This window comes from Georgenia subflava (assembly GCF_009193155.1).
GTDB lineage: Bacteria > Actinomycetota > Actinomycetes > Actinomycetales > Actinomycetaceae > Georgenia > Georgenia subflava.
In genome coordinates, this window is record NZ_VUKD01000001.1 from 197,721 (window position 1) to 215,331 (window position 17,611).

Sequence of the window (17,611 nt, forward strand, 5' to 3'; positions counted from 1 at the left end):
CCAGAGCCACGGCGGCGCCGCCACGCCAGGCGTGACGGCGCCGTGAAGCCAGCTCTCAGGCCAGCCACTCCTCGACGTGGGTGGCGACGAAGCCCTCGTCGAGCAGGTCGGGGTGACGCTCGCGCACGGTGGCGATCAGCTCGGCCTGCCCGGGCGAGAGGACGTCGGGCCCGAGGCACCGTGCGGTGCGCACGAGGCCCTGCTGGCGCAGCACCTCGTTGACTCCCGGCACGCACCCGGCGAAGTCGTTGTCGACGTCGAACACCGCGGCGTTGACGTCGACGAGGGCCGACGCGTCCGCGAGGAGGTCGACCGGGACGGCTCCTTCCGCCGTCGCCGCCCGGACCTTCTCCAGCAGCTGGACCGCGGCCCGGGTGCCGACCGCCCACTGCCCGAGGAGTCCGCCGGCCGCGCGTACCTCGCGAACCGTGCCGCCGACCTCGCGCCGGTACGGCGTGATCAGGTCGTGGACGATGGTGTCGTCGTTCCCGGTGAGCACCACGACGTCGTCCCAGCGGTCGTGCTCGAGGAGGGTCTGGACGACGTCGTTGGTGCGGTACCTGTCGAACGGTGCGGTCTTGACCGCGACGACGGACTCGAGGTCGAAGAGCCGGCGCCAGTAGTCGCGGCCGAGTCTGCGCCCGCCCACGCTCTCCTGGAGGTAGAACCCCATGGTCGGCAGCACCTCGCCGACGGCGCGGGCGCGGTCCAGCAGCGCCTCCTCGGTCACCTCGGCCATGCCCCACCCGCACAGCAGCGCGGCCTGGTAGCCGGCAGCAGCGGCGATCTCGGCCTCGGCGACGGCGTCCGCGGTGTCGCCGGTGAGCCCTGCCACCAGGAGCGCGTCACCGCCGGCCGCCGCCACCTCCGACGCGGCGAGGCGCCAGACCTCCTCGAGGAGGCCGCGGTCGTCGTGCAGCTCGAACTGGCTGGTGTGCACGCCCACCGCCATCCCGTGCGCCCCGGCCGCGAGGTAGTACCGGGTCAGGGCCCGCTGGGCCCGCAGGTCCACCGCACCGCCGTCGTCGAGCGCCAGCGGGTGCGCCGGGATGACGACGCCGGAACGCAGCCGCCGGGTCAGGACGTCGGAGCGCAGCGGTTCGGTCAGGACGCCGGCCATCAGTACTTGCCCTCCCGCTGCTGGAACTTCGTGGCCTTGCCGAGCTGTCGGCCGCCGTCGGCGACCCACTGGCCCACCCAGCGCACGAGCCGGCGCAGCGGCACGCTCGGGTAGCCGTACCGCTCGTGGCACTCGGACGCGTCGTTGAGCAAGGCGTCGTCGGACTCGGTGCCGGTGAAGGTCACCTCGGCGTCCATCTCCTCCGCCAGCCAGGTGGCCAGGCGCCGCACCGAGACCGTCTCCGGGCCGGTCGCGTTGAGGATGTGCGGCGGGACGGCGGCCAGCTCGAGGCTGCGCAGCGCCCAGGCGTTGACGTCGCCCTGCCACGCCACGTTGACCGCCGGCATGGTGACGTCGACCGGCTCGCCGGCGGCGATCTTCACGGCGATGTCGGCGATGACGCCGTAGCGCAGCTCGCACGCGTAGTTGAGCCGGAAGATCGTCGTCGGGGTGCCCCACTCGTGGGCGGCGTTGGTGAAGATCCGCTCCCGCGCCAGGCAGGACTGGGCGTACTCCCCCACCGGGGCGGCCGGCTCGGACTCGAGCGACCCGCCGTGCGCCAGCGGCGAGAGCGGGTAGACGTTCCCGGTGGAGTACACCACCGAGGGCACGCCGCGGTAGCGGTCGGCCACCAGGGCGGGCATCGCGGCGTTGGACCACCAGGTGCGGTGCTCCTGGCCGGTGGTGCCGAACTTCATGGCGGCGAGGTAGAACATCGCGGCGGCGTCGGGCAGGTCGCGGTACGAGGTCGGTTCGGCGAGGTCGGCGGAGCGCACCTCGATGCCCTGCTCGCCGAGCTCCTCGCGCACGGCGGCGTCGGAGAAGCGCGAGACGGCGATGACCCGGGCGTCCGAGCCGACGTCGACCAGCGCCCGACGCGCCATGCGCGCCATCGTCGGGCCGATCTTGCCGCCGGCACCGAGCAGGACGATGTCGCCGCCCGCCGCGGCGAGCGCCTCCCCGACTCCGGGCGACGGCCGGGAGAGCAGCTCGTCGAGGGCGCTCTCGTCGGTGGGTGCTGCAGTCGCCGGGGCGACGGTGGTGGAGCTGGTCACAGCAGGTTCCTCACGTAGTTGATGGCGAGCAGGAGCAGGAAGAGGACGCCGACCACGGCGAGCACGAGCTGCGGGGTGCCGATGGCGAGGCGGCCGCGGTCGCGGTGGCGGGCCAGGGCGACGAGCACGACGCCGATGAGCGGGACGACGAAGATGGTGACCGCCTGGGCGGTGAGGATGAGCTGGACCGGGATCCCGCCGAAGACGACGGCGACCACGCCGCCGAGCACCAGGACGAAGGTGATGCAGAGCTTGACCCTGCGCGAGTCCAGTCCGCCGCCCTCGATGCCGAGCGCCCCGGCCAGCATGCTGCCGCCGATGGTGCTGTTGCCGATGAGGGAGGAGAACGCCGCGGCCCACAGGCCCAGGGCGAACAGGATCGAGGCCCAGCGTCCCACGGACGGCTCGAGGATGGTCGCCATGTCCGCCGGCGAGGAGACGCTCACGCCGGCGGGGTTCAGCACGGCCGCGGCGGCGATCATGATGATGACGGAGAGGGTGCCCAGGATCAGGGTGCCGACGACGGCGTCGCGGCGGGCGACCTTGTAGTCGTCGATCCCCCAGCCCTTCTCGCGCACGAGCTGGATCTGGTAGAACGCGCCGACCACCGAGAAGGTGGTGGCCACGACGCCGACCACGAGCGCCGCGGAGCCCTGCGGGAACGAGGGCACGAGCCCGGCGAGCACGGCGCCGAGGTCGGGCCTGGCGACGATCGCGGTGATGATGAAGATCGCCAGCATCACCAGGATGATGACGATCATCGTGCGCTCGAGGTGCTTGTAGAAGGAGGGGAGCCAGAGGAAGCCGATGGCGATGGCGGTGAAGATCGCTGCGAACAGCGCCGTGCTGCCGCCGAAGAGGACGTTGCTCGCCGCGCCGGTCCCGACCGAGTTGCCGGCCTGGAAGGAGGTGGCGACGAGGAAGGCGCCGATGCCGACGAGCACCCCGACCACGCGGCCCATGCGCCGGGTCACCGTCTGGATGGGCCCGACGTCGGTCGACAGCCCGATGCGGACCGAGAGGTCGACGAAGCAGAGCATGAGGATCGTGGCGATCACCGGCGCCCAGACGAGGTCGTAGGCGAACTGCGCCCCCATCGAGCTGGCCGTGGTGATGCTGCCCGGCCCGAAGACCAGGGCGGCAGTGACGAACGCGGGACCGAGCCGGCCGGGCACGCGGGTGCGCCGGTCGACCGAGGTGGAGGTGGCAGCCATGGCAGAAAGCCTTTTCTCGAAGGTGTTTCGCACGAAACTAGGTCACAGGTCACACCACGTCAAGAACCACGGCGAGCCGGTGGGCTCTGACCTCCGCGGTTCCAGCATCGGAGCTGGGCAGACCCCGCGGAGTTCGGCGGCATCCGCGGAGCTCGAGGAACCCGTGGACCTCGGGCAGCCGCCCGGCCGGTTGGGGGCCGCGTGCCGGCGGCTCGCCGCGGTCTCGCTAGGGTTCCCGGCATGGCCGTGAACCTGCGCGACGTCGCACGACGGGCGGGGGTCTCCACGCCCACCGCCTCCCGGGTGCTCTCCGGCAGCGACTACCCGGTGGCGCCCGAGCTGCGCGAGCGGGTCGAGCAGGCCGCCCGTGAGCTCGACTACGTACCCAACGCCCAGGCCCAGGCGCTCCTGCGCGGGAACCCGCGCACGGTCGGGGTCCTCGTCGGCGAGGTCGACGACCCGTACTTCTCCGAGATCGTCAACGGCATCCAGGCCGTCGCCACGACCCACCACCTGCTGGTCACGATCTGCAACACCAAGCGCGACATCGACCGCGAGCTCGAGTACTTCCGGCTCCTGCAGGCGCACCGTACCGGTGTGGTGATCATCGCCGGCTCCGGCCTGATCGACGACCGGTACACCGAGGCGATGACCGCCCGCACCCGGTCCTTCCAGCAGAGCGGCGGTCGCGTCGTCGCCATCGGCGACCCGCTCTTCGACGTCGACCGCGTCCTGGTGGACAACGCGCCCGGGGCACGCGAGCTGGGTGCGCACCTCGTCGGTCTGGGGCACCGCGACGTCGCGATGCTGGCCGGCGCCGCGAACGTGGCCTCGACGGTCGAACGCGTCGCGGGGCTGCGCGAGGCGGTGGAGCGTGCGGGCGGGACGCTGCACGTTCGCCACGGCTCCCCCACCCGGGACGGCGGCTGGTCCGGCGCGGCGGAGGTGCTCGCCGCGCACCCGGAGGTCACCGCCCTCGTCGGGTCCGCCGATCAGATGGCCATCGGTGCGCTCGCCCACCTGCGCGCGCAGGGACGCGCGGTGCCCGGCGAGGTGTCCGTGGCGGGGTTCAACGACATCGCGATCGCCAAGGATCTCGAGCCGTCGCTGACCACCGTCCGGCTGCCGCTGCAGGAGATGGGCAGGTCGGCCCTGGAGCTCGCCACCACCCCCGCGCCGGACGAGGAGTACCTGGTGCGCACGCTCGCGACCGAGCTCGTGGTGCGCAGGTCGACGGCGGCGGCCCGCGACCGCGCCTGAGACGAGCCGCGAGCGCTCAGGCGGTCCGCGGCCGCTGACCCCGGCGGGAGCGCCCGTGCACGAGGTGGTACAGCCCGGCGGCCAGGAGCACGACGCCGGCCATGGCCAGGTACATCGTCCGGAAGCTGGTGCCCTGGACGAGCCAGCCGAGCGCCACCGGTCCCAGCCCGGTGCCGATGTCGACCATGAAGAAGTACGTCGAGACCGCCAGGCCCATCCGGTGCGGTGCCACCCGGGCGACCGCGATCGCCTGCCCGGCGGACATCAGGGTCCCGAAGCCCAGGCCCATGAGCGCACCGGCCAGCACGATCGCCGCCACGCCGGTGGCGACCGCGAGGACCACGAGCCCGAGCACGAAGCTGACGATGGCCGGGTACATCACCAGGTTGTCGCCGCGGACGTCCTGCAGGCGTCCCACCACGAACCGGGACACGAACAGCACCCCGGCGTAGACGAGGAAGAACAGGCTGGCCGCCGCGGGGAGGCCCAGCTGCTCGGTGTAGGTGCTCAGGAACGTCAGGACGCCCGAGAAGCCGGCGCCCATGACGAGCATGAACGCGGCGAGCGGCAGCACCCGGCGATCGAGCAGGTCCGCAGGCCGGAAGCGACGGAGAGCGGCCCGGTGCTCGCCGGCGAGGACCGGCTCGGGCACCCGGAGGAACAGCGCCACTGCCAGCGCCGCGGCCGAGGCCACGACCGAGGCGGCGAACAGGGCCGTGTACCCGGACCGGTCGACGATCAGCAGCCCGAGGAACGGGCCGAGCGCGGTGCCGAGCGTCGTGCTCATCCCGAAGAAGCCGGTGCCCTCCCCGCGGCGCAGCGGCGGGATGATGCTCTGCGCGATGGTGACCACCGCGGTGGTGCCGATGCCGAACGCCACCCCGTGCACGAACCGGACGACCAGCAGGAGCGTGAGGGTCGTGGCGAGGAAGTAGCTGAGGCTGGAGACGACGAAGACTCCGAGACAGACCAGGAGGATCCGTCGTCGGCCGACGAGCTCGACGAGGTTGCCCGCGAAGAGTCGTCCCGCCGTCGCCCCGACGACGAACATGCTGGCGGCGAGCCCCGCAGCGCTGTCCGAGGCGGCGAACCTCTCGACGGCGTACAGGGCCAGCGTCGTCATGAGCAGGTAGAACACCATCGCCATGAAGAGCGTGGTCACGGCGGCGAGGACGAAGTCCCGGGTCCACAGCGGCTCGGCCCCTGCCGTCCGCGACGACCCGCTCCTGCTCAACGAAGGACCCCCCGTCCTCACCGTCCTGTCACTGTCCGCGACAGGGTAGTTCGCGACGTCCGGTGCGGCGCCGCGTCGCCATCCGCTGGACCGCCGGTGCCGAGTCGCGATCCGCTGGACCGCACCTGAACACGAGGTGTGCGCAGGATGAGGGCCCTCTCATCGGACCATCATCTGACCTTCACGTCCCCTCCCTAGCGTCATTCCGGACAGCACCGGCGGCAATCAGCGGCCGGACTCAGAGCTGACGCACAGCGCACGGAGGAGCACGCCATGACCACCACCCCGACCGGCACGATCACGCCCCCGCTCTCGCTGGAGGACTGCGCACCGCTCGCTGCCAGGGCCCTGAGACCCGGCACGGTGAGCGAGCAGGTCCCGGCGGTGCGGCTCCGCCGGGCGAAGAAGGCCTACACCACCCGGTTCCTGGCCGAGCGTCTCGACGCCGACGCCGAGGGCTACCGGCTGCTCGCGGGCGAGGCCGTGCGACCGGCTGCGGGCGACGTCGTGCTCGCCCGTGTCGTCCAGCTCGGACAGCACCGCCGCCTCGAAGGTCCCGGGAGCCGGCGGCAGGTGCTCTTCGCGGGCGACGAGATCCTGGTCTCCTACGGCCACCGCTACGCACCCGACCAGTTCGAGGCAGAGGTGCCCGAGGACCTGCGGCCCGTCCACCTGGTGGCGGCCGGCGGACTGGCCGGCGTCGTCACGGGCCAGCACGCACGGATGGACGACGCCACGGTCCTCGAACCGGTCGGACTCCTCACGGACGACCGCGGCGTCGTCACGCTGGGACGGCTGGCACCGGAGCGCCTGCGCGGCGACGTCCCGGCCGTCCCGCGCGGGCAGCTCCCGGCCGGGCGCCCCACGGTCATCGCCGTCCTCGGGACGTCCATGAACTCCGGCAAGTCGACGGCCCTCGCCTGCCTGGTGCGCGGTCTCGCGTCCGCCGGCCTGACCGTCGCGGCCGGAAAGGCGACCGGTACCGGCGCCGGCGGCGACCCGCGGCTCTTCGCCGACGCCGGGGCGTCCACGGTCCTGGACTTCACCGACTTCGGGCTGCCGTCGACGTTCCGGCTCGACCACGGCCGCGTCCGTTCCCTGCTCGTCTCCCTGGTGGATGCGCTCACCGCCGCCGGGCCGGACGTGATCGTGGTCGAGATCGCCGACGGCGTCTACCAGGCCGAGACGGCGCGGCTGCTGGCCGACCCGCTCTTCCGCTCGGTGGTCGACCGCGTCGTCTTCGCGGCGGGCGACGCGCTCGGGGCGACGTCAGGGGTCCACCTCCTCGAGACGGCGGGCATCGACGTCGCCGCGGTCAGCGGCGTCCTCACCTCCTCGCCCCTCGCCGTCCGCGAGGCGACCGAGGCCGTGACCGTGCCGGTACTGCCGACGTACGGCCTGGTGGAGGCCGAGTCGGCGACGTCCCTCCTGCCGCGATGACGGCGCCCCGCACGGACTTCCCGCCGCTGTGGCACGGGCGGCGGCGCCGGCAGCTGCTCGGGCTCGTCGCCACGGGGGTCGGCCAGGCGGTGTGCGCCGTCGCGACGGCGCTCGCGCTCTCCGCGCTCCTGGCGGCCGGGAGCCGGGACGGGCAGGTCGCCTCGACGGTCGTCCTCGGCGCCGCCGCGGTGGGCGTGGGCGTGCTGCGCGCCCAGGAGCGGGTCCGGGCCGAGCGGGTGAGCCAGGACTACGTGCGCCAGCTGCGCCGCGGCCTCCTCGGGACGGCGCTGACGACCGAGCAGGGGCCGGGCCTGGGGATCACCGTCGCGCGGACCACGAACGACCTCTCCGCGGTCCGCAACTGGGTGGCACTGGGGATCACGCCGCTGGTGGTCGGGGTGCCGACGATCGTCGCGGCCACCGTGGCCCTGGCCGTGCTCGACCCGTTGCTCGCCGCCGCGGTGGCGGGCCCGATGCTGCTGCTCGCCGGGGTGCTGACGGCGCTCGCCCGGCCGGCCTTCCGCCGCTCGCGCGAGCTGCGGCGCCGTCGTGGTCGGCTGGCGACGGCCGTCTCCGAGACCGTCACCGCGGCCCGGACCGTCCGGGCCGGCGGCGGCGAGCGGCGCGAGCTGCGGAACCTGGACCGGCTCAGCGGTGTCGTCGCCGAGGCGGCCGTCCACCGCTCGCGGGTGGCTGGGGCGCTGCGGGGTGCCTCAGCGCTCGCCTCGGCACTCGCACTCGCCGCCGTGGCCGTGGTCGGCGCCTGGTTCGAGGTGTCGGCGCCCGCCGTCGCGGGTGCGCTGACGATCGTCGGGCTGGTCGCCGGGCCGGTGACCGACCTTGGCCGGGTGGTCGAGTACCGCCAGGCGTTCCTGGCCGCGCGGCGCATCCTCGCGCCGGTCCTCGCGGCGGGCGCGGCGCACCGGGCAGAGGAACGACGACGTCGGCAGCGGCACGGGCGCGCACACCAGGTGACGGCGCGTACGCGGAGCCAGGAGGGGGTCGTCCACGCCGGTGACCTCGCTGTTCGGAGCATGCCGGTGCGCGAGCTCGTCGCGGTCCCGGGCGCGCGGGTCCTGGCCCGGAGCGCCGATCCCGCCCGGGAGTCGGAGACTCTCGCCGTGCTCGCCGGCGTGACGCGGGTGCCGGGCGCGTGGGTGCGGGTCTCGGGCCATCCGCTCGAGGACCTGCCCGGTGCCCGCCGCCGGCTGCTCGTCGGCGCCGCAACGAGCACCGACGTCCTCGAGCGAGGCACGCTCGCCCGCGCGGTGCGCTACCGCGACCCGGAGAGCACCCTCGCCATCGCGGAGGTGCTCGAGCGGGTGGGGCTGTCCGACCGGGTGGCCGAGCTCACGGACGGCGAGCGGACCCGGCTGCGCCGCGGCGGCGAGCCGCTGACCGCGGCCGAGCGCACGCGGCTGCTGCTGGCCCGGGCAACCTTCGGCGACCCGCCGCTGGTCGTCCTCGACCGGGTGGACACCCGGCTCGGCCCCGGCGGGCACGAGCTGATCGAGCGGCTCTGGCGGACCTACCCTGGCGTCATCGTGGTCGCGAGCGACGACCCGGACGGGCTGCCGTCGCCGCTGACCGAGTGGGACCTCGACGACGCCGCGCCGACCGGCGGGCGCGCGGTGATGGCACGGCCACCGAGGGTGGTACGAGAGACGGCGGGAGCGTCGGCGTCCTGACCGGCGGCTGTCTGCGGGTGGCCGCCGCGCCGAGAAGCGCCGTCGAGGGCACCGGTGTGGGACCGCTCTGTGCCCTCGGGCAGATTCGAACTGCCGACACCCGCTTTAGGAGAGCGGTGCTCTATCCCCTGAGCTACGAGGGCGGGGACCGCGAACAGGTTACCCGGCGCGTGACAGCTCGAGGAAACGCGGGCACGACGCCGGATCACCGGTGCCGGCGGACCGGTCAGCGCGGCAGCTTCCGCGACCACCAGTCGGGGATGTGGTCGGCACGACGCCCGTAGGTGAAGAGCTCGGCGTCGAAGTCGTCTTCGGAGATCGGCGGCATCACCGACGGCTCGCTGTCCCGCACCGTCCGCGCCGAGCTCTCTCCAGTAGGGAGGATCTCGAGCTCCGCCGAGAGCCAGGTCCCTTCGACGCGGTTATGGTCCAGATGCTTCAGGTCGCGCAGGAGTGCGACGAGACCCTCGGGCGGCGGAACCGGCTCTTCCCGGCCCTCGTACGCGACGTCGACCCGCACGCGTCGGTCGTAGCCCACGATCGTCGCCGTGGTCCGCACCCTCTGCCAGCCGGTCGGCAGGTGCGCGCGGAGCAGCTCGGCGACGGCCCCGACCAGCTCCTGACGGCGTCGTTCGTGCGCGGCGCGTGCCCTGGTCTCGAGCTCCTGCGTGACGGTCTCGCGGCGCGCCTGCTCGGCGCGACGGCGCGGCTCGTCCCGCACGCGCTCCTCGATCGCCCTCTTCACGTCGCTGACGCTGCTCTCGCGGAGGTTCTCGACGAACTGCAGGGAGACGTCCAGGTGGACCTCGCCGCGGTCGACCCACCGGAGCGTCGCACCCTGCCTCGCAGCCGTCTCCGCGTACTCACCGACGTGCCCGTCGGGGATGTCGACATATCCGGCCGCGACGCCGTCCGGCGCCACGGCAATGATTCCGTAGCCGCGTCCCTGCCACGTTGCCTCGACGGACACACTGATCAACGAGTCCAGGTCGGTCAGCGGCACCTCGAGCTCGTAGACCGGCCGGCCGTCGCGTCCACCGAGGCGCCATGGCGGGCCCTGAGGTGCGTCGGAGTAGAGGGCCACGGTGCCGCCGAGAAGCTCTCCGGAAGAGCGATAGATCCCGCCACGCCACCCGGCGTGGTGGCCAGGATGGCGAACGCCCTCGGCGATGTGCATGTCGGATCCTTCCGTCAGGCGAGGTAGACGCGCGACTCCCACGGGGCCAGCCGCACCTGCTCGCCGTCGACGGGGGCGCCGTCGTGCGTGGTCAGCAGCACCTCCCCGGCGAGCACGTCCGCCAGCCCCGGGAGCGCGACCTCGGCGGGCTCGCTGGAGAAGTTGGCCACGACGAGCAGGGTCTGCGCGGCCGCCGGGGCCCGGCCGGTCTCCTCAGTCTCCCGGGCGACCCGCGTATCGCTCGTGCTGGTGGTGCGGGTGTAGGCGAAGACCTGCTCGTGGTCCGGCAGGAGCAGCTCGAAGCGTCCGTCCACGACGATGTCGTGGGTGTGCCGCAGCTCGACGAGCCGCCGGTAGTGGTGGAAGACCGAGTCCGGGTCGGCGACGGCGGCCGCCGTGTTGATCGTGACGTAGGACGGGTTCACCGCCAGCCAGGGGGTGCCGGTGGTGAAGCCGGCGTTCGCGGAGTTGTCCCACTGCATCGGGGTGCGGGCGTTGTCGCGGCTCACGGGCCCGATGCCGGCCATCACCTCGCCGTCGGAGGCCCCGCCCGAGACGGACTCGCGGTAGTAGTTCAGCGTCTCGATGTCGCGGTAGTCCTCGATCTCGGCCCACCCGACGTTCGTCATGCCGATCTCCTCGCCCTGGTAGACGTAGGGCGTGCCGCGCAGCATGTGGAGCACGGTGCCCAGCGTCTTGGCCGAGGTCACCCGGTGCTCGGCGGAGTCGTCGCCCCAGCGCGAGACGATGCGCGGCTGGTCGTGGTTGTTCCAGTACAGGGAGTTCCAGCCGGCGTCGGCCAGGCCCTCCTGCCAGGCGGCCAGGTTGGCCTTGAGGTCGGGCAGGTGCAGCGGCTGCAGCGACCACTTGCCGCCCGCACCGTGGTCGAGCCCCATGTGCTCGAACGTGAAGACCATGTCGAGCTGGCGGTGGGCCGGGTCGGTGACGTCCCGTGCGAGCTCGAGCGTCACCCCGGGCATCTCGCCGACCGTGATGAGGACCTCGCCGTCGGGGGTGCCGGCCGCGAGGACCTCCCGGTTCATCTCGGCGAGGAACTCCTGCAGGCGCGGCCCGTTGGCGTAGTACGGCGCGCCGTCGCCGAACCGTGAGCCGCCCGCGGGCAGCCCCGGGTCGACCGCGCCGTCGGGCAGCGACCCGTCCTCGCCGACGTCCTTGGAGATGAGGTTGATGACGTCCATCCGGAACCCGTCGACGCCGCGCGCCACCCACCAGCGCATCATCTTGTAGACGGCCTCGCGGACCTCGGGGTTCTCCCAGTTCAGGTCTGGCTGCTTCCGCGAGAACAGGTGCAGGTAGTACTCCCCGGAGGCCGCGTCCCACTCCCAGGTGGAGCCGGAGAAGAACGAGTGCCAGTTGGTCGGCTCGGCGCCCGGTTCCCCGCCCGTGCGGCCCGGCCGGGGCGGGCGCCACCAGTACCAGTCGCGCTTGGGCGAGTCCTTGCCGGTGCGGGACTCGGCGAACCACGCGTGCTCGTCGGAGGTGTGGTTGACGACGAGGTCCATGACCAGCCTCATGCCGCGCGCGTGCAGGCCGGCGATCAGCTCGTCGAGGTCGGCCATGGTCCCGAAGGTGGGGTCGATCGCCTGGTAGTCGGCGATGTCGTAGCCGTTGTCGTCCTGCGGGGAGACGTAGATGGGCGACAGCCAGACGACGTCGACGCCGAGCCGCTCCAGGTAGTCGAGCTTGCCGAGGACCCCGCGCAGGTCGCCCACGCCGTCGCCGTCGGAGTCCGCGAAGGACCGCGGGTAGACCTGGTAGACGACGGCGGTGCGCCACCACTCGCGGGCAGGCGTGTGCTCGCCGCGCCGGGTGCGCCCCGTCCGGCCAGGGAGCTCCCCGGCCGTCGGGACGGGGGCTGAGGACGCGGAGGACGAGGTCATGCCGTCCACCCTAGGAGCGGTCGCCCGGGGTCACCTTTCGGCGGACGCCCCCGGGCCGCCGGCGGTGTGGCGCTCTTCCGATTGCCGCCGGTCGGCGCGAGCCGCACAGTTGAGGCGTGCTCCCCCGCCTGTGCGGCGGCCTCTGCGCCGTCTCCGTCCTCCTGTGCCACGACGACTCGCCGGCCCGCCCATGAGTCCCGAGGTCAGCGGCGCCGATCGGGTCCGCAGCGTCGCCCGGGAGATGTTCGGGTGGCCGGAGCTGCGGCCGGGTCAGGGTGAGGCGCTGGACGCCCTGCTCCACGGACGGGACGTGCTCGCCGTCATGCCCACCGGGTACGGGAAGTCGGCGATCTACCAGATCGCCGGTGTGCTGCTCGACGGGCCGACGGTCGTCGTCTCACCGCTGATCTCGCTGCAGGCGGACCAGGTCGCCGGCATCGAGGCGTCCGACGCGCCGGAGGCGGTGACCCTGAACTCCGCCCAGGACGACGCCGAGAACGCGGCGAGCTGGCGGGCCGTCTCGCGCGGCGGTGCGGAGTTCTTCTTCCTCTCCCCCGAGCAGCTCGCCAAGGAGGACGTCGTCACCCGTCTGCGGGAGCTGGAACCGTCGCTGCTCGTGGTCGACGAGGCGCACTGCATCTCGTCCTGGGGCCACGACTTCCGGCCCGACTACCTCGCCCTGGGCTCCGTCGTCGACCAGCTGGGCCGCCCGGCGGTCGTGGCGCTCACGGCCACGGCGGCCACGCCGGTGCAGTCCGAGATCGTCGACCGGCTGGGGCTGCGCGACCCGCTAGTCCTCACCCGCGGCTTCGACCGGCCCGAGCTCATGCTGACCGTCACCCGGCACACCGACGGGGACGCCAAGCGTCGGGCGGTGCTCGAGGAGGTGGCGTCGCTGGCCGGACCGGGGCTGGTGTACGTGGCCACCCGCGCCGACACCGGCCGCTACGCCGAGGCCCTCGGCGCGGACGGTCGGGCGGTCGCCGCCTACCACGGCGGCCTGGCTGCGAGGACGCGCGAGGAGGTCCACCACGCGTTCCTCGACGGCGAGGTCGACGTCGTCGTGGCCACCTCGGCCTTCGGGATGGGGATCGACAAGCCGGACGTGCGCTTCGTGGTGCACGTGGACGCGCCGGACTCCCTCGACAGCTACTACCAGGAGATCGGCCGCGCCGGGCGCGACGGCGGTCAGGCGCGCGCGGTGCTGCACTACCGGCCGGAGGATCTCGGCGTGCGGCGGTTCTTCGCCACCAGGTCGGTGGACGACGAGGCGTTGCGCGCGGTGCTCACGGCCGTGCGCCGGAGCGACGGGCCCGCCCCGCTCGGCACGCTGCGAGAGGCCACCGGTCGCTCGGCGCGCAAGGTCACCTCGGCGGTGAACCTGCTGCAGGAGGTCGGGGCCGCCCGCCGCACGAGACGCGGCGTCGTCGTCGAGGGCGACGACACCCCAAAGCGGGTGGTCGAGAGCGCGACCGAGCTCGTCGAGTCACGCGAGCGCATCAACCGTTCCCGGATCGAGATGGTCCGCGGCTACGCCGAGACCCGGGGCTGTCGTCGTCAGTTCCTGCTCGGGTACTTCGGGGAGCCGCACGACGGCGCGTGCGGGGCCTGCGACGTCTGCCTCGGCCAGGTGCCGACCGCCGCCGGTTCGGCGCACTCGCCGTCCGAGCCGAGCGCCGTTGGCTCGGCGCCCTCACCGTCCGAGCCGACCGCCGTCGGCGAGGTAGCCGGAGCCCTCACCGGCGGCGGAATGGCCGACGACGGCGACGACGAGTTCCCGCTCCAGGCCCCGGTCGTCCATGCCGAGTGGGGGGCCGGGACGGTGATGCGCCACGAGGACGACCGGATCACGATCTTCTTCGAGCAGGAGGGGTACAAGACCCTCTCGCGCGGGCTGATCGCCGAGCACGACCTGCTCCGGCCGCGCTGACCGATCCGGCCGCGCTGACCGGAGCTCAGACCGCTACCTGCTGACCTCGGCGTCGATACGTTCGAGGAGATCCTCGAGCGTCCGCTCGAACTCCTCGTCGGCGTGGTCCTCGGAGAGCTTGCCCTCGAGCCGCTTGACCAGGGGGAAGTCGTCGAGCGACGTAGTGGTGTTCGGCGACGACGCACCGCCCTCGTCGAGGACCTCCTCGCCTGCCATCGCTATCGAGCCGCGCTGGGCGACGGCCAGGAGCAGCTGCCCGATGAGGAAGCTCGAGAACGTCCGGTAGGCGGCGACCGCCTGGTCGTCGGAGAAGCCACGACCGGTGAGGGCGGTGAGGAAGTCCTCCACCACCTCCAGGCTCCGCAGCGGCGGGCGCAGCCACGGCGCCGCCGGGTGCCTCGTCACGAGCAGGGGGAAGAGCTCGGGGTGGTCGTAGGCGAGCTCCCGCACCGTGTGGGCGAGCTTCTGCAGGTACGCCTGCCAGCCGTCCTCGGGGCCCAGGTCCCAGTCGTCGGTGAGGTGCAGCCGCGAGGTCAGGGCATCGACCATCGCCTCGAGCAGGTCCTCCCGGCCGTTGATGTGCCGGTACAGCGCCATGGCCTCGACGCCGAGCTCGGCGCCGAGGTGGCGCATGCTGAGCGCGGCGAGCCCCTGCTCGTCGACGAGCCGGACGGCTGCGTCGACGATCCGTCCACGCGTCAGGGCAGGGCGGTCGGCGCGCTCGGCGCCGAGCTGCTCGCTCATCGTGATCCGTTCTGGGCCGGTCCGGGACCGGCCGTGGGCGGGTGCTGGGCCCTGCAGTCTACGGTGGGTCGCACCCCGGGCGCGCCCCGGTGGCGACCTCGGCGGCTGCACGGCCGAGCCGGTCGGGCACCCGCCCGCGGTCCGGACGGAACGCCCCACGAGAGGGCGCCGCTGTGACTCGATCGACATTTCAGGGCAGGGTCTTTACGGTGTAAACTCACACGCAGCCCGCACCAGCGGACGCTGACCCCGCCCGACCTGGGCAACGAGAGGATGGCTCGCATGGCCGAGGAGACCAAGACTCCCCAGCCGCACCTCCCTGCCGGTGAGGCAGGGACGGTCTCGGTGCTGTTCTCCGCCGACCGCACCAGCGTGGTGCTCGCGGGCGAGGTCGACGCGGCGCTCGCCACGGACCTCTCGGACGCGATCTCCGACGCGCAGCGCGCCGAGCTCCCGGTCGACGTCGATGTCCGGCACGTGACGTTCATGGACTCCTCCGGTGCGGCGATGCTGGCCCGCCTGGCCGCCCGTGTGCCGCACCGCGTGCGGATCATCCAGCCCCCGGACGTCGTGCGTTTCCTCCTCGAGGTCACCGCCATCGGCGACTCCGTCGACGTCGTCGACCACGCGCCGGACCCGTCGGACCCGGCAGGGCGGACGTCCCCGTCGGCGGCCGCGGACGACGCCGCCCCGGTCCCGAGCACCGTCGGCGCGGCCGCACGCCCGGGCGACGCGGCCGCCGTCACCGGCAGCGTGCCCGCGGGCGTGGAGGCCCGCACGGTCGAGAGCTGACCCGGCCCGCCCCTGGTCCGTCGCTCCCCCACGTACGGTGGGGCGATGAGCCCGCTGCGTCGGTTCGATCGTGGTCTGCTCCGCTTCGACCTGCGTGACGACGGGCCCGAGGACGGCTTCCCGGTCCTCCTGCTCCACGGGTTCCCGCAGGACGGGACCAGCTGGTCCCGCGTCGTCCCGCACCTGCACGCCGCGGGTCTGCGCACCCTCGTCCCCGACCAGCGCGGCTACTCTCCGGGCGCCCGCCCGCCGGGCCGCGGGGCGTACCGGCTGGAGTTCCTCGTCGCCGACGTCCTGGGCCTCCTCGACTCGCTCGGCCTGGCACGCGTGCACCTCGTCGGCCACGACTGGGGCGGAGGTGTCGCCTGGGCGGCCGCTGCGCGGGCACCGGAGCGGACCGCCTCCCTCACGGTCCTCTCGACCCCGCACCCGGCCGCCATGCTCGCGTCGATGCCGCGGTCGAGGCAGCCGCTCAGGTCCGGGTACATGGCGGCCTTCCAGCTGCCCGCCCTCCCCGAGCGGCTCATCGCGCCGCGCCTGGAGCAGGCACTGCGCCGGCGCGGTCTGCCCGCGGCCGACGCCGGCCGCTACGCCCGACGCATGCGCGAGCCCGCGACCCTGACGGCCGCCCTGAACTGGTACCGCGCCCTGCCGATGTCGCACGTGAGGACCCCTCCGGTGACCGTGCCGACGACCTACGTCTGGGGCGCGCGGGACTTCGCGCTCGGACGGACGGCCGCGGAGCTGACCGAGCGGTACGTCCACGCACCCTACCGGTTCGTCGAGCTGTCCGCCGGGCACTGGCTGCCCGAGACCGAGGCGGACGAGGTCGCCGCCGCGATTATCGCCCGCACCCGCGCGACCTGACAGCGACCGGGACTGCTCGGGCACGGACCGGGCAGTCGCGCTGCCGGGCGCGTCAGCCGTCGTGCCGCGCGTCAGCGGTCGTGCCGCGTCAGCCGTCGTGCCGGCGCGTCAGAAGTGCTGCCCGGCGCGTCAGTAGTGCTGCCGGCCGTCGTAGGCGCTCCAGGCCTCGAACGGGGCGGTGGCGTTGTCCGGGCGCAGCTCGACCAGCGGCATGATGGCGCGGTCGGCGTGGTCCGAGACGTAGCGGTGGAACTCGGCGTCGTCGAAGCCCACCTCGGCGGCGTCGTGCCGGTCGGCGGCGTAGTACACCGCCTCGATACGCGCCCACAGCGCCGCACTGAGGCACATCGGGCATGGCTCGCAGCTCGAGTACAGCGTCGCGCCGTCGAGGTCGGGCACCCCCAGCTCGCTGCACGCGGTGCGGATGGCGACGATCTCGGCGTGGGCGGTGGGGTCCAGCGTCGCTGTCACCCGGTTCGATCCCTCGAACCTGCGCCCGTCGGCGGTGACGACGATCGCCGCGAACGGTCCGCCGTCGTCGCCGACGTTGCGGGTGGCGAGCTCGACGGCCCGGGCCAGGTGCTCCTCGGCGTGATGGTCGTGGTGGGTCATGAGGGTTCCTCCTCCTCGCCGTCGGCCGGGCCGCAGAAGATCTGCAGCTCGGCCGGGCCGTTGCGGACGTAGTGCAGACCGGTGAAGCCTTGGGTGCCGAAGTGCTCGGCGAGGTCCTCCGGGGCGTCGAGCTGGTAGAGCGTGCTGACGAGCGGGTCGCCGTCCTCGGTGGTGACGACCAGCCGCACGGTGCGTCCCTCCGGGGCCTCGCCGGTGTAGGTCACCTCCAGGTGGAAGTCCGGCAGCTCGAGAGCCTCCGGCGCCGCCGGGACACCGACCGCACGCAGCACCGTGAGCCGGTCCTGACGCTGCCCGGCGTCGGACGCGTGGTCGGGCCGGTACTGGGTGGTGCAGGCGATCGCCGCGGGCAGGGCCGGCTCCGGCGGGCTGCACGCGGCGAGTCCGGGCACCACGAGCGCACCGAGCACAGCCGTCACCGCCGTCCGTCGCATCCGACCTCCCTGTCGGGGACATCCTGCCCGGGAAGTGCGCCGCGGTGAAGTCGCAGGTCACCGCGTGTCCTGCACCCGCTTCCCGGTGGTCACCGCGGGCCCCTGCGCCCACCTCCCACCGACCA

The 17,611-nt window shown here is 73.4% G+C and carries 15 protein-coding genes and 1 tRNA gene; 6 read left to right on the forward strand and 10 right to left on the reverse strand.

Annotated features, from left to right (window positions below; all coding sequences use genetic code 11):
* Nucleotides 1-55 precede the first annotated feature (55 nt).
* The 3 genes from GD748_RS20100 to GD748_RS00925 are packed head-to-tail and all read right to left on the reverse strand — an operon-like array spanning nt 56 to nt 3,389.
* Entirely contained in the window at nt 56-1,120 is a 1,065-nt protein-coding gene (locus GD748_RS20100) for a dihydrodipicolinate synthase family protein (protein ID WP_152193331.1), read from the reverse strand.
* Nucleotides 1,120-2,175, reverse strand: a complete 1,056-nt coding sequence (locus GD748_RS00920; RefSeq protein WP_152193332.1) for an NAD-dependent epimerase/dehydratase family protein — start codon at nt 2,173-2,175, stop codon at nt 1,120-1,122. The genes GD748_RS20100 and GD748_RS00920 overlap by 1 nt, the downstream gene beginning before the upstream one ends.
* Complete coding sequence (locus GD748_RS00925) at nt 2,172-3,389, reverse strand: Nramp family divalent metal transporter (protein WP_152193333.1); 1,218 nt, start codon at nt 3,387-3,389, stop codon at nt 2,172-2,174. Before GD748_RS00925 ends, GD748_RS00920 begins: the two co-directional genes overlap by 4 nt.
* 240 nt (nt 3,390-3,629) lie before the next feature.
* Here GD748_RS00925 and GD748_RS00930 point away from each other — a divergent pair, with 240 nt between their 5' ends.
* Entirely contained in the window at nt 3,630-4,649 is a 1,020-nt protein-coding gene (locus GD748_RS00930) for a LacI family DNA-binding transcriptional regulator (protein WP_152193334.1), read from the forward strand.
* Between the two features lie 16 nt (nt 4,650-4,665).
* Here the strand turns inward: GD748_RS00930 and GD748_RS00935 are convergent, their stop codons facing one another.
* Nucleotides 4,666-5,883 (reverse strand): MFS transporter, encoded by a 1,218-nt coding sequence (locus GD748_RS00935; protein ID WP_226920615.1) that lies wholly within the window; start codon nt 5,881-5,883, stop codon nt 4,666-4,668.
* A 273-nt stretch (nt 5,884-6,156) separates the two neighbouring features.
* On the opposite strand from GD748_RS00935, the gene GD748_RS00940 reads away from it, so the two are divergent.
* Together GD748_RS00940 and GD748_RS00945 are read left to right on the forward strand one after the other, a co-directional pair.
* Nucleotides 6,157-7,323, forward strand: coding sequence for a DUF1611 domain-containing protein (locus tag GD748_RS00940; protein ID WP_226920617.1), 1,167 nt, complete (start codon nt 6,157-6,159; stop codon nt 7,321-7,323).
* A complete protein-coding gene (locus GD748_RS00945) occupies nt 7,320-9,011 on the forward strand; it encodes an ABC transporter ATP-binding protein/permease (protein WP_152193335.1) in 1,692 nt (563 codons plus the stop codon). Before GD748_RS00940 ends, GD748_RS00945 begins: the two co-directional genes overlap by 4 nt.
* A gap of 70 nt (nt 9,012-9,081) precedes the next feature.
* Here the strand turns inward: GD748_RS00945 and GD748_RS00950 are convergent.
* From GD748_RS00950 to GD748_RS00960, 3 genes are all read right to left on the reverse strand, one after another.
* Nucleotides 9,082-9,154 (reverse strand) — tRNA-Arg (locus GD748_RS00950).
* 83 nt (nt 9,155-9,237) lie between these two features.
* The gene (locus GD748_RS00955; protein ID WP_152193336.1) at nt 9,238-10,188 is read right to left on the reverse strand and encodes a hypothetical protein; all 951 of its coding nucleotides are present in this window, start codon (nt 10,186-10,188) and stop codon (nt 9,238-9,240) included.
* A 14-nt stretch (nt 10,189-10,202) separates the two neighbouring features.
* Complete coding sequence (locus tag GD748_RS00960) at nt 10,203-12,089, reverse strand: glycoside hydrolase family 13 protein (RefSeq protein WP_152193337.1); 1,887 nt, start codon at nt 12,087-12,089, stop codon at nt 10,203-10,205.
* Between the two features lie 190 nt (nt 12,090-12,279).
* Here GD748_RS00960 and GD748_RS00965 point away from each other — a divergent pair, with 190 nt between their 5' ends.
* Entirely contained in the window at nt 12,280-14,019 is a 1,740-nt protein-coding gene (locus GD748_RS00965; RefSeq protein WP_152193338.1) for a RecQ family ATP-dependent DNA helicase, read from the forward strand.
* A gap of 33 nt (nt 14,020-14,052) precedes the next feature.
* On the opposite strand, the gene GD748_RS00970 is transcribed toward GD748_RS00965, so the two are convergent.
* The gene (locus tag GD748_RS00970) at nt 14,053-14,763 is read right to left on the reverse strand and encodes a TetR/AcrR family transcriptional regulator (protein ID WP_152193339.1); all 711 of its coding nucleotides are present in this window, start codon (nt 14,761-14,763) and stop codon (nt 14,053-14,055) included.
* Between the two features lie 282 nt (nt 14,764-15,045).
* Here GD748_RS00970 and GD748_RS00975 point away from each other — a divergent pair, with 282 nt between their 5' ends.
* On the forward strand, nt 15,046-15,555 hold the full coding sequence (locus GD748_RS00975) for an STAS domain-containing protein (RefSeq protein WP_152193340.1): 510 nt from the start codon (nt 15,046-15,048) through the stop codon (nt 15,553-15,555).
* A 45-nt stretch (nt 15,556-15,600) separates the two neighbouring features.
* Nucleotides 15,601-16,422 carry an alpha/beta fold hydrolase gene (locus tag GD748_RS00980; protein ID WP_152193341.1) on the forward strand — a complete coding sequence of 274 codons (822 nt, stop codon included), beginning with the start codon at nt 15,601-15,603 and terminating at the stop codon, nt 16,420-16,422.
* 129 nt (nt 16,423-16,551) lie between these two features.
* On the opposite strand, the gene GD748_RS00985 is transcribed toward GD748_RS00980, so the two are convergent.
* Both GD748_RS00985 and GD748_RS00990 read right to left on the reverse strand, forming a co-directional pair.
* Nucleotides 16,552-17,034 (reverse strand): nucleoside deaminase, encoded by a 483-nt coding sequence (locus tag GD748_RS00985; RefSeq protein WP_152193342.1) that lies wholly within the window; start codon nt 17,032-17,034, stop codon nt 16,552-16,554.
* A complete protein-coding gene (locus GD748_RS00990; RefSeq protein WP_152193343.1) occupies nt 17,031-17,486 on the reverse strand; it encodes a hypothetical protein in 456 nt (151 codons plus the stop codon). Before GD748_RS00990 ends, GD748_RS00985 begins: the two co-directional genes overlap by 4 nt.
* Between the last annotated feature and the right edge of the window lie 125 nt (nt 17,487-17,611).

Bases quoted from the DNA above. Each gene is read 5' to 3' on its own strand.
- GD748_RS20100 (WP_152193331.1), bottom strand. From the start codon at position 1,120: ATGGCCGGCGTCCTGACCGAACCGCTGCGCTCCGACGTCCTGACCCGG.
- GD748_RS00925 (WP_152193333.1), bottom strand. From the start codon at position 3,389: ATGGCTGCCACCTCCACCTCGGTCGACCGGCGCACCCGCGTGCCCGGC.
- GD748_RS00930 (WP_152193334.1), top strand. From the start codon at position 3,630: ATGGCCGTGAACCTGCGCGACGTCGCACGACGGGCGGGGGTCTCCACG.
- GD748_RS00940 (WP_226920617.1), top strand. From the start codon at position 6,157: ATGACCACCACCCCGACCGGCACGATCACGCCCCCGCTCTCGCTGGAG.
- GD748_RS00945 (WP_152193335.1), top strand. From the start codon at position 7,320: ATGACGGCGCCCCGCACGGACTTCCCGCCGCTGTGGCACGGGCGGCGG.
- GD748_RS00955 (WP_152193336.1), bottom strand. From the start codon at position 10,188: ATGCACATCGCCGAGGGCGTTCGCCATCCTGGCCACCACGCCGGGTGG.
- GD748_RS00960 (WP_152193337.1), bottom strand. From the start codon at position 12,089: ATGACCTCGTCCTCCGCGTCCTCAGCCCCCGTCCCGACGGCCGGGGAG.
- GD748_RS00965 (WP_152193338.1), top strand. From the start codon at position 12,280: ATGAGTCCCGAGGTCAGCGGCGCCGATCGGGTCCGCAGCGTCGCCCGG.
- GD748_RS00970 (WP_152193339.1), bottom strand. From the start codon at position 14,763: ATGAGCGAGCAGCTCGGCGCCGAGCGCGCCGACCGCCCTGCCCTGACG.
- GD748_RS00975 (WP_152193340.1), top strand. From the start codon at position 15,046: ATGGCCGAGGAGACCAAGACTCCCCAGCCGCACCTCCCTGCCGGTGAG.
- GD748_RS00980 (WP_152193341.1), top strand. From the start codon at position 15,601: ATGAGCCCGCTGCGTCGGTTCGATCGTGGTCTGCTCCGCTTCGACCTG.
- GD748_RS00985 (WP_152193342.1), bottom strand. From the start codon at position 17,034: ATGACCCACCACGACCATCACGCCGAGGAGCACCTGGCCCGGGCCGTC.
- GD748_RS00990 (WP_152193343.1), bottom strand. From the start codon at position 17,486: ATGCGACGGACGGCGGTGACGGCTGTGCTCGGTGCGCTCGTGGTGCCC.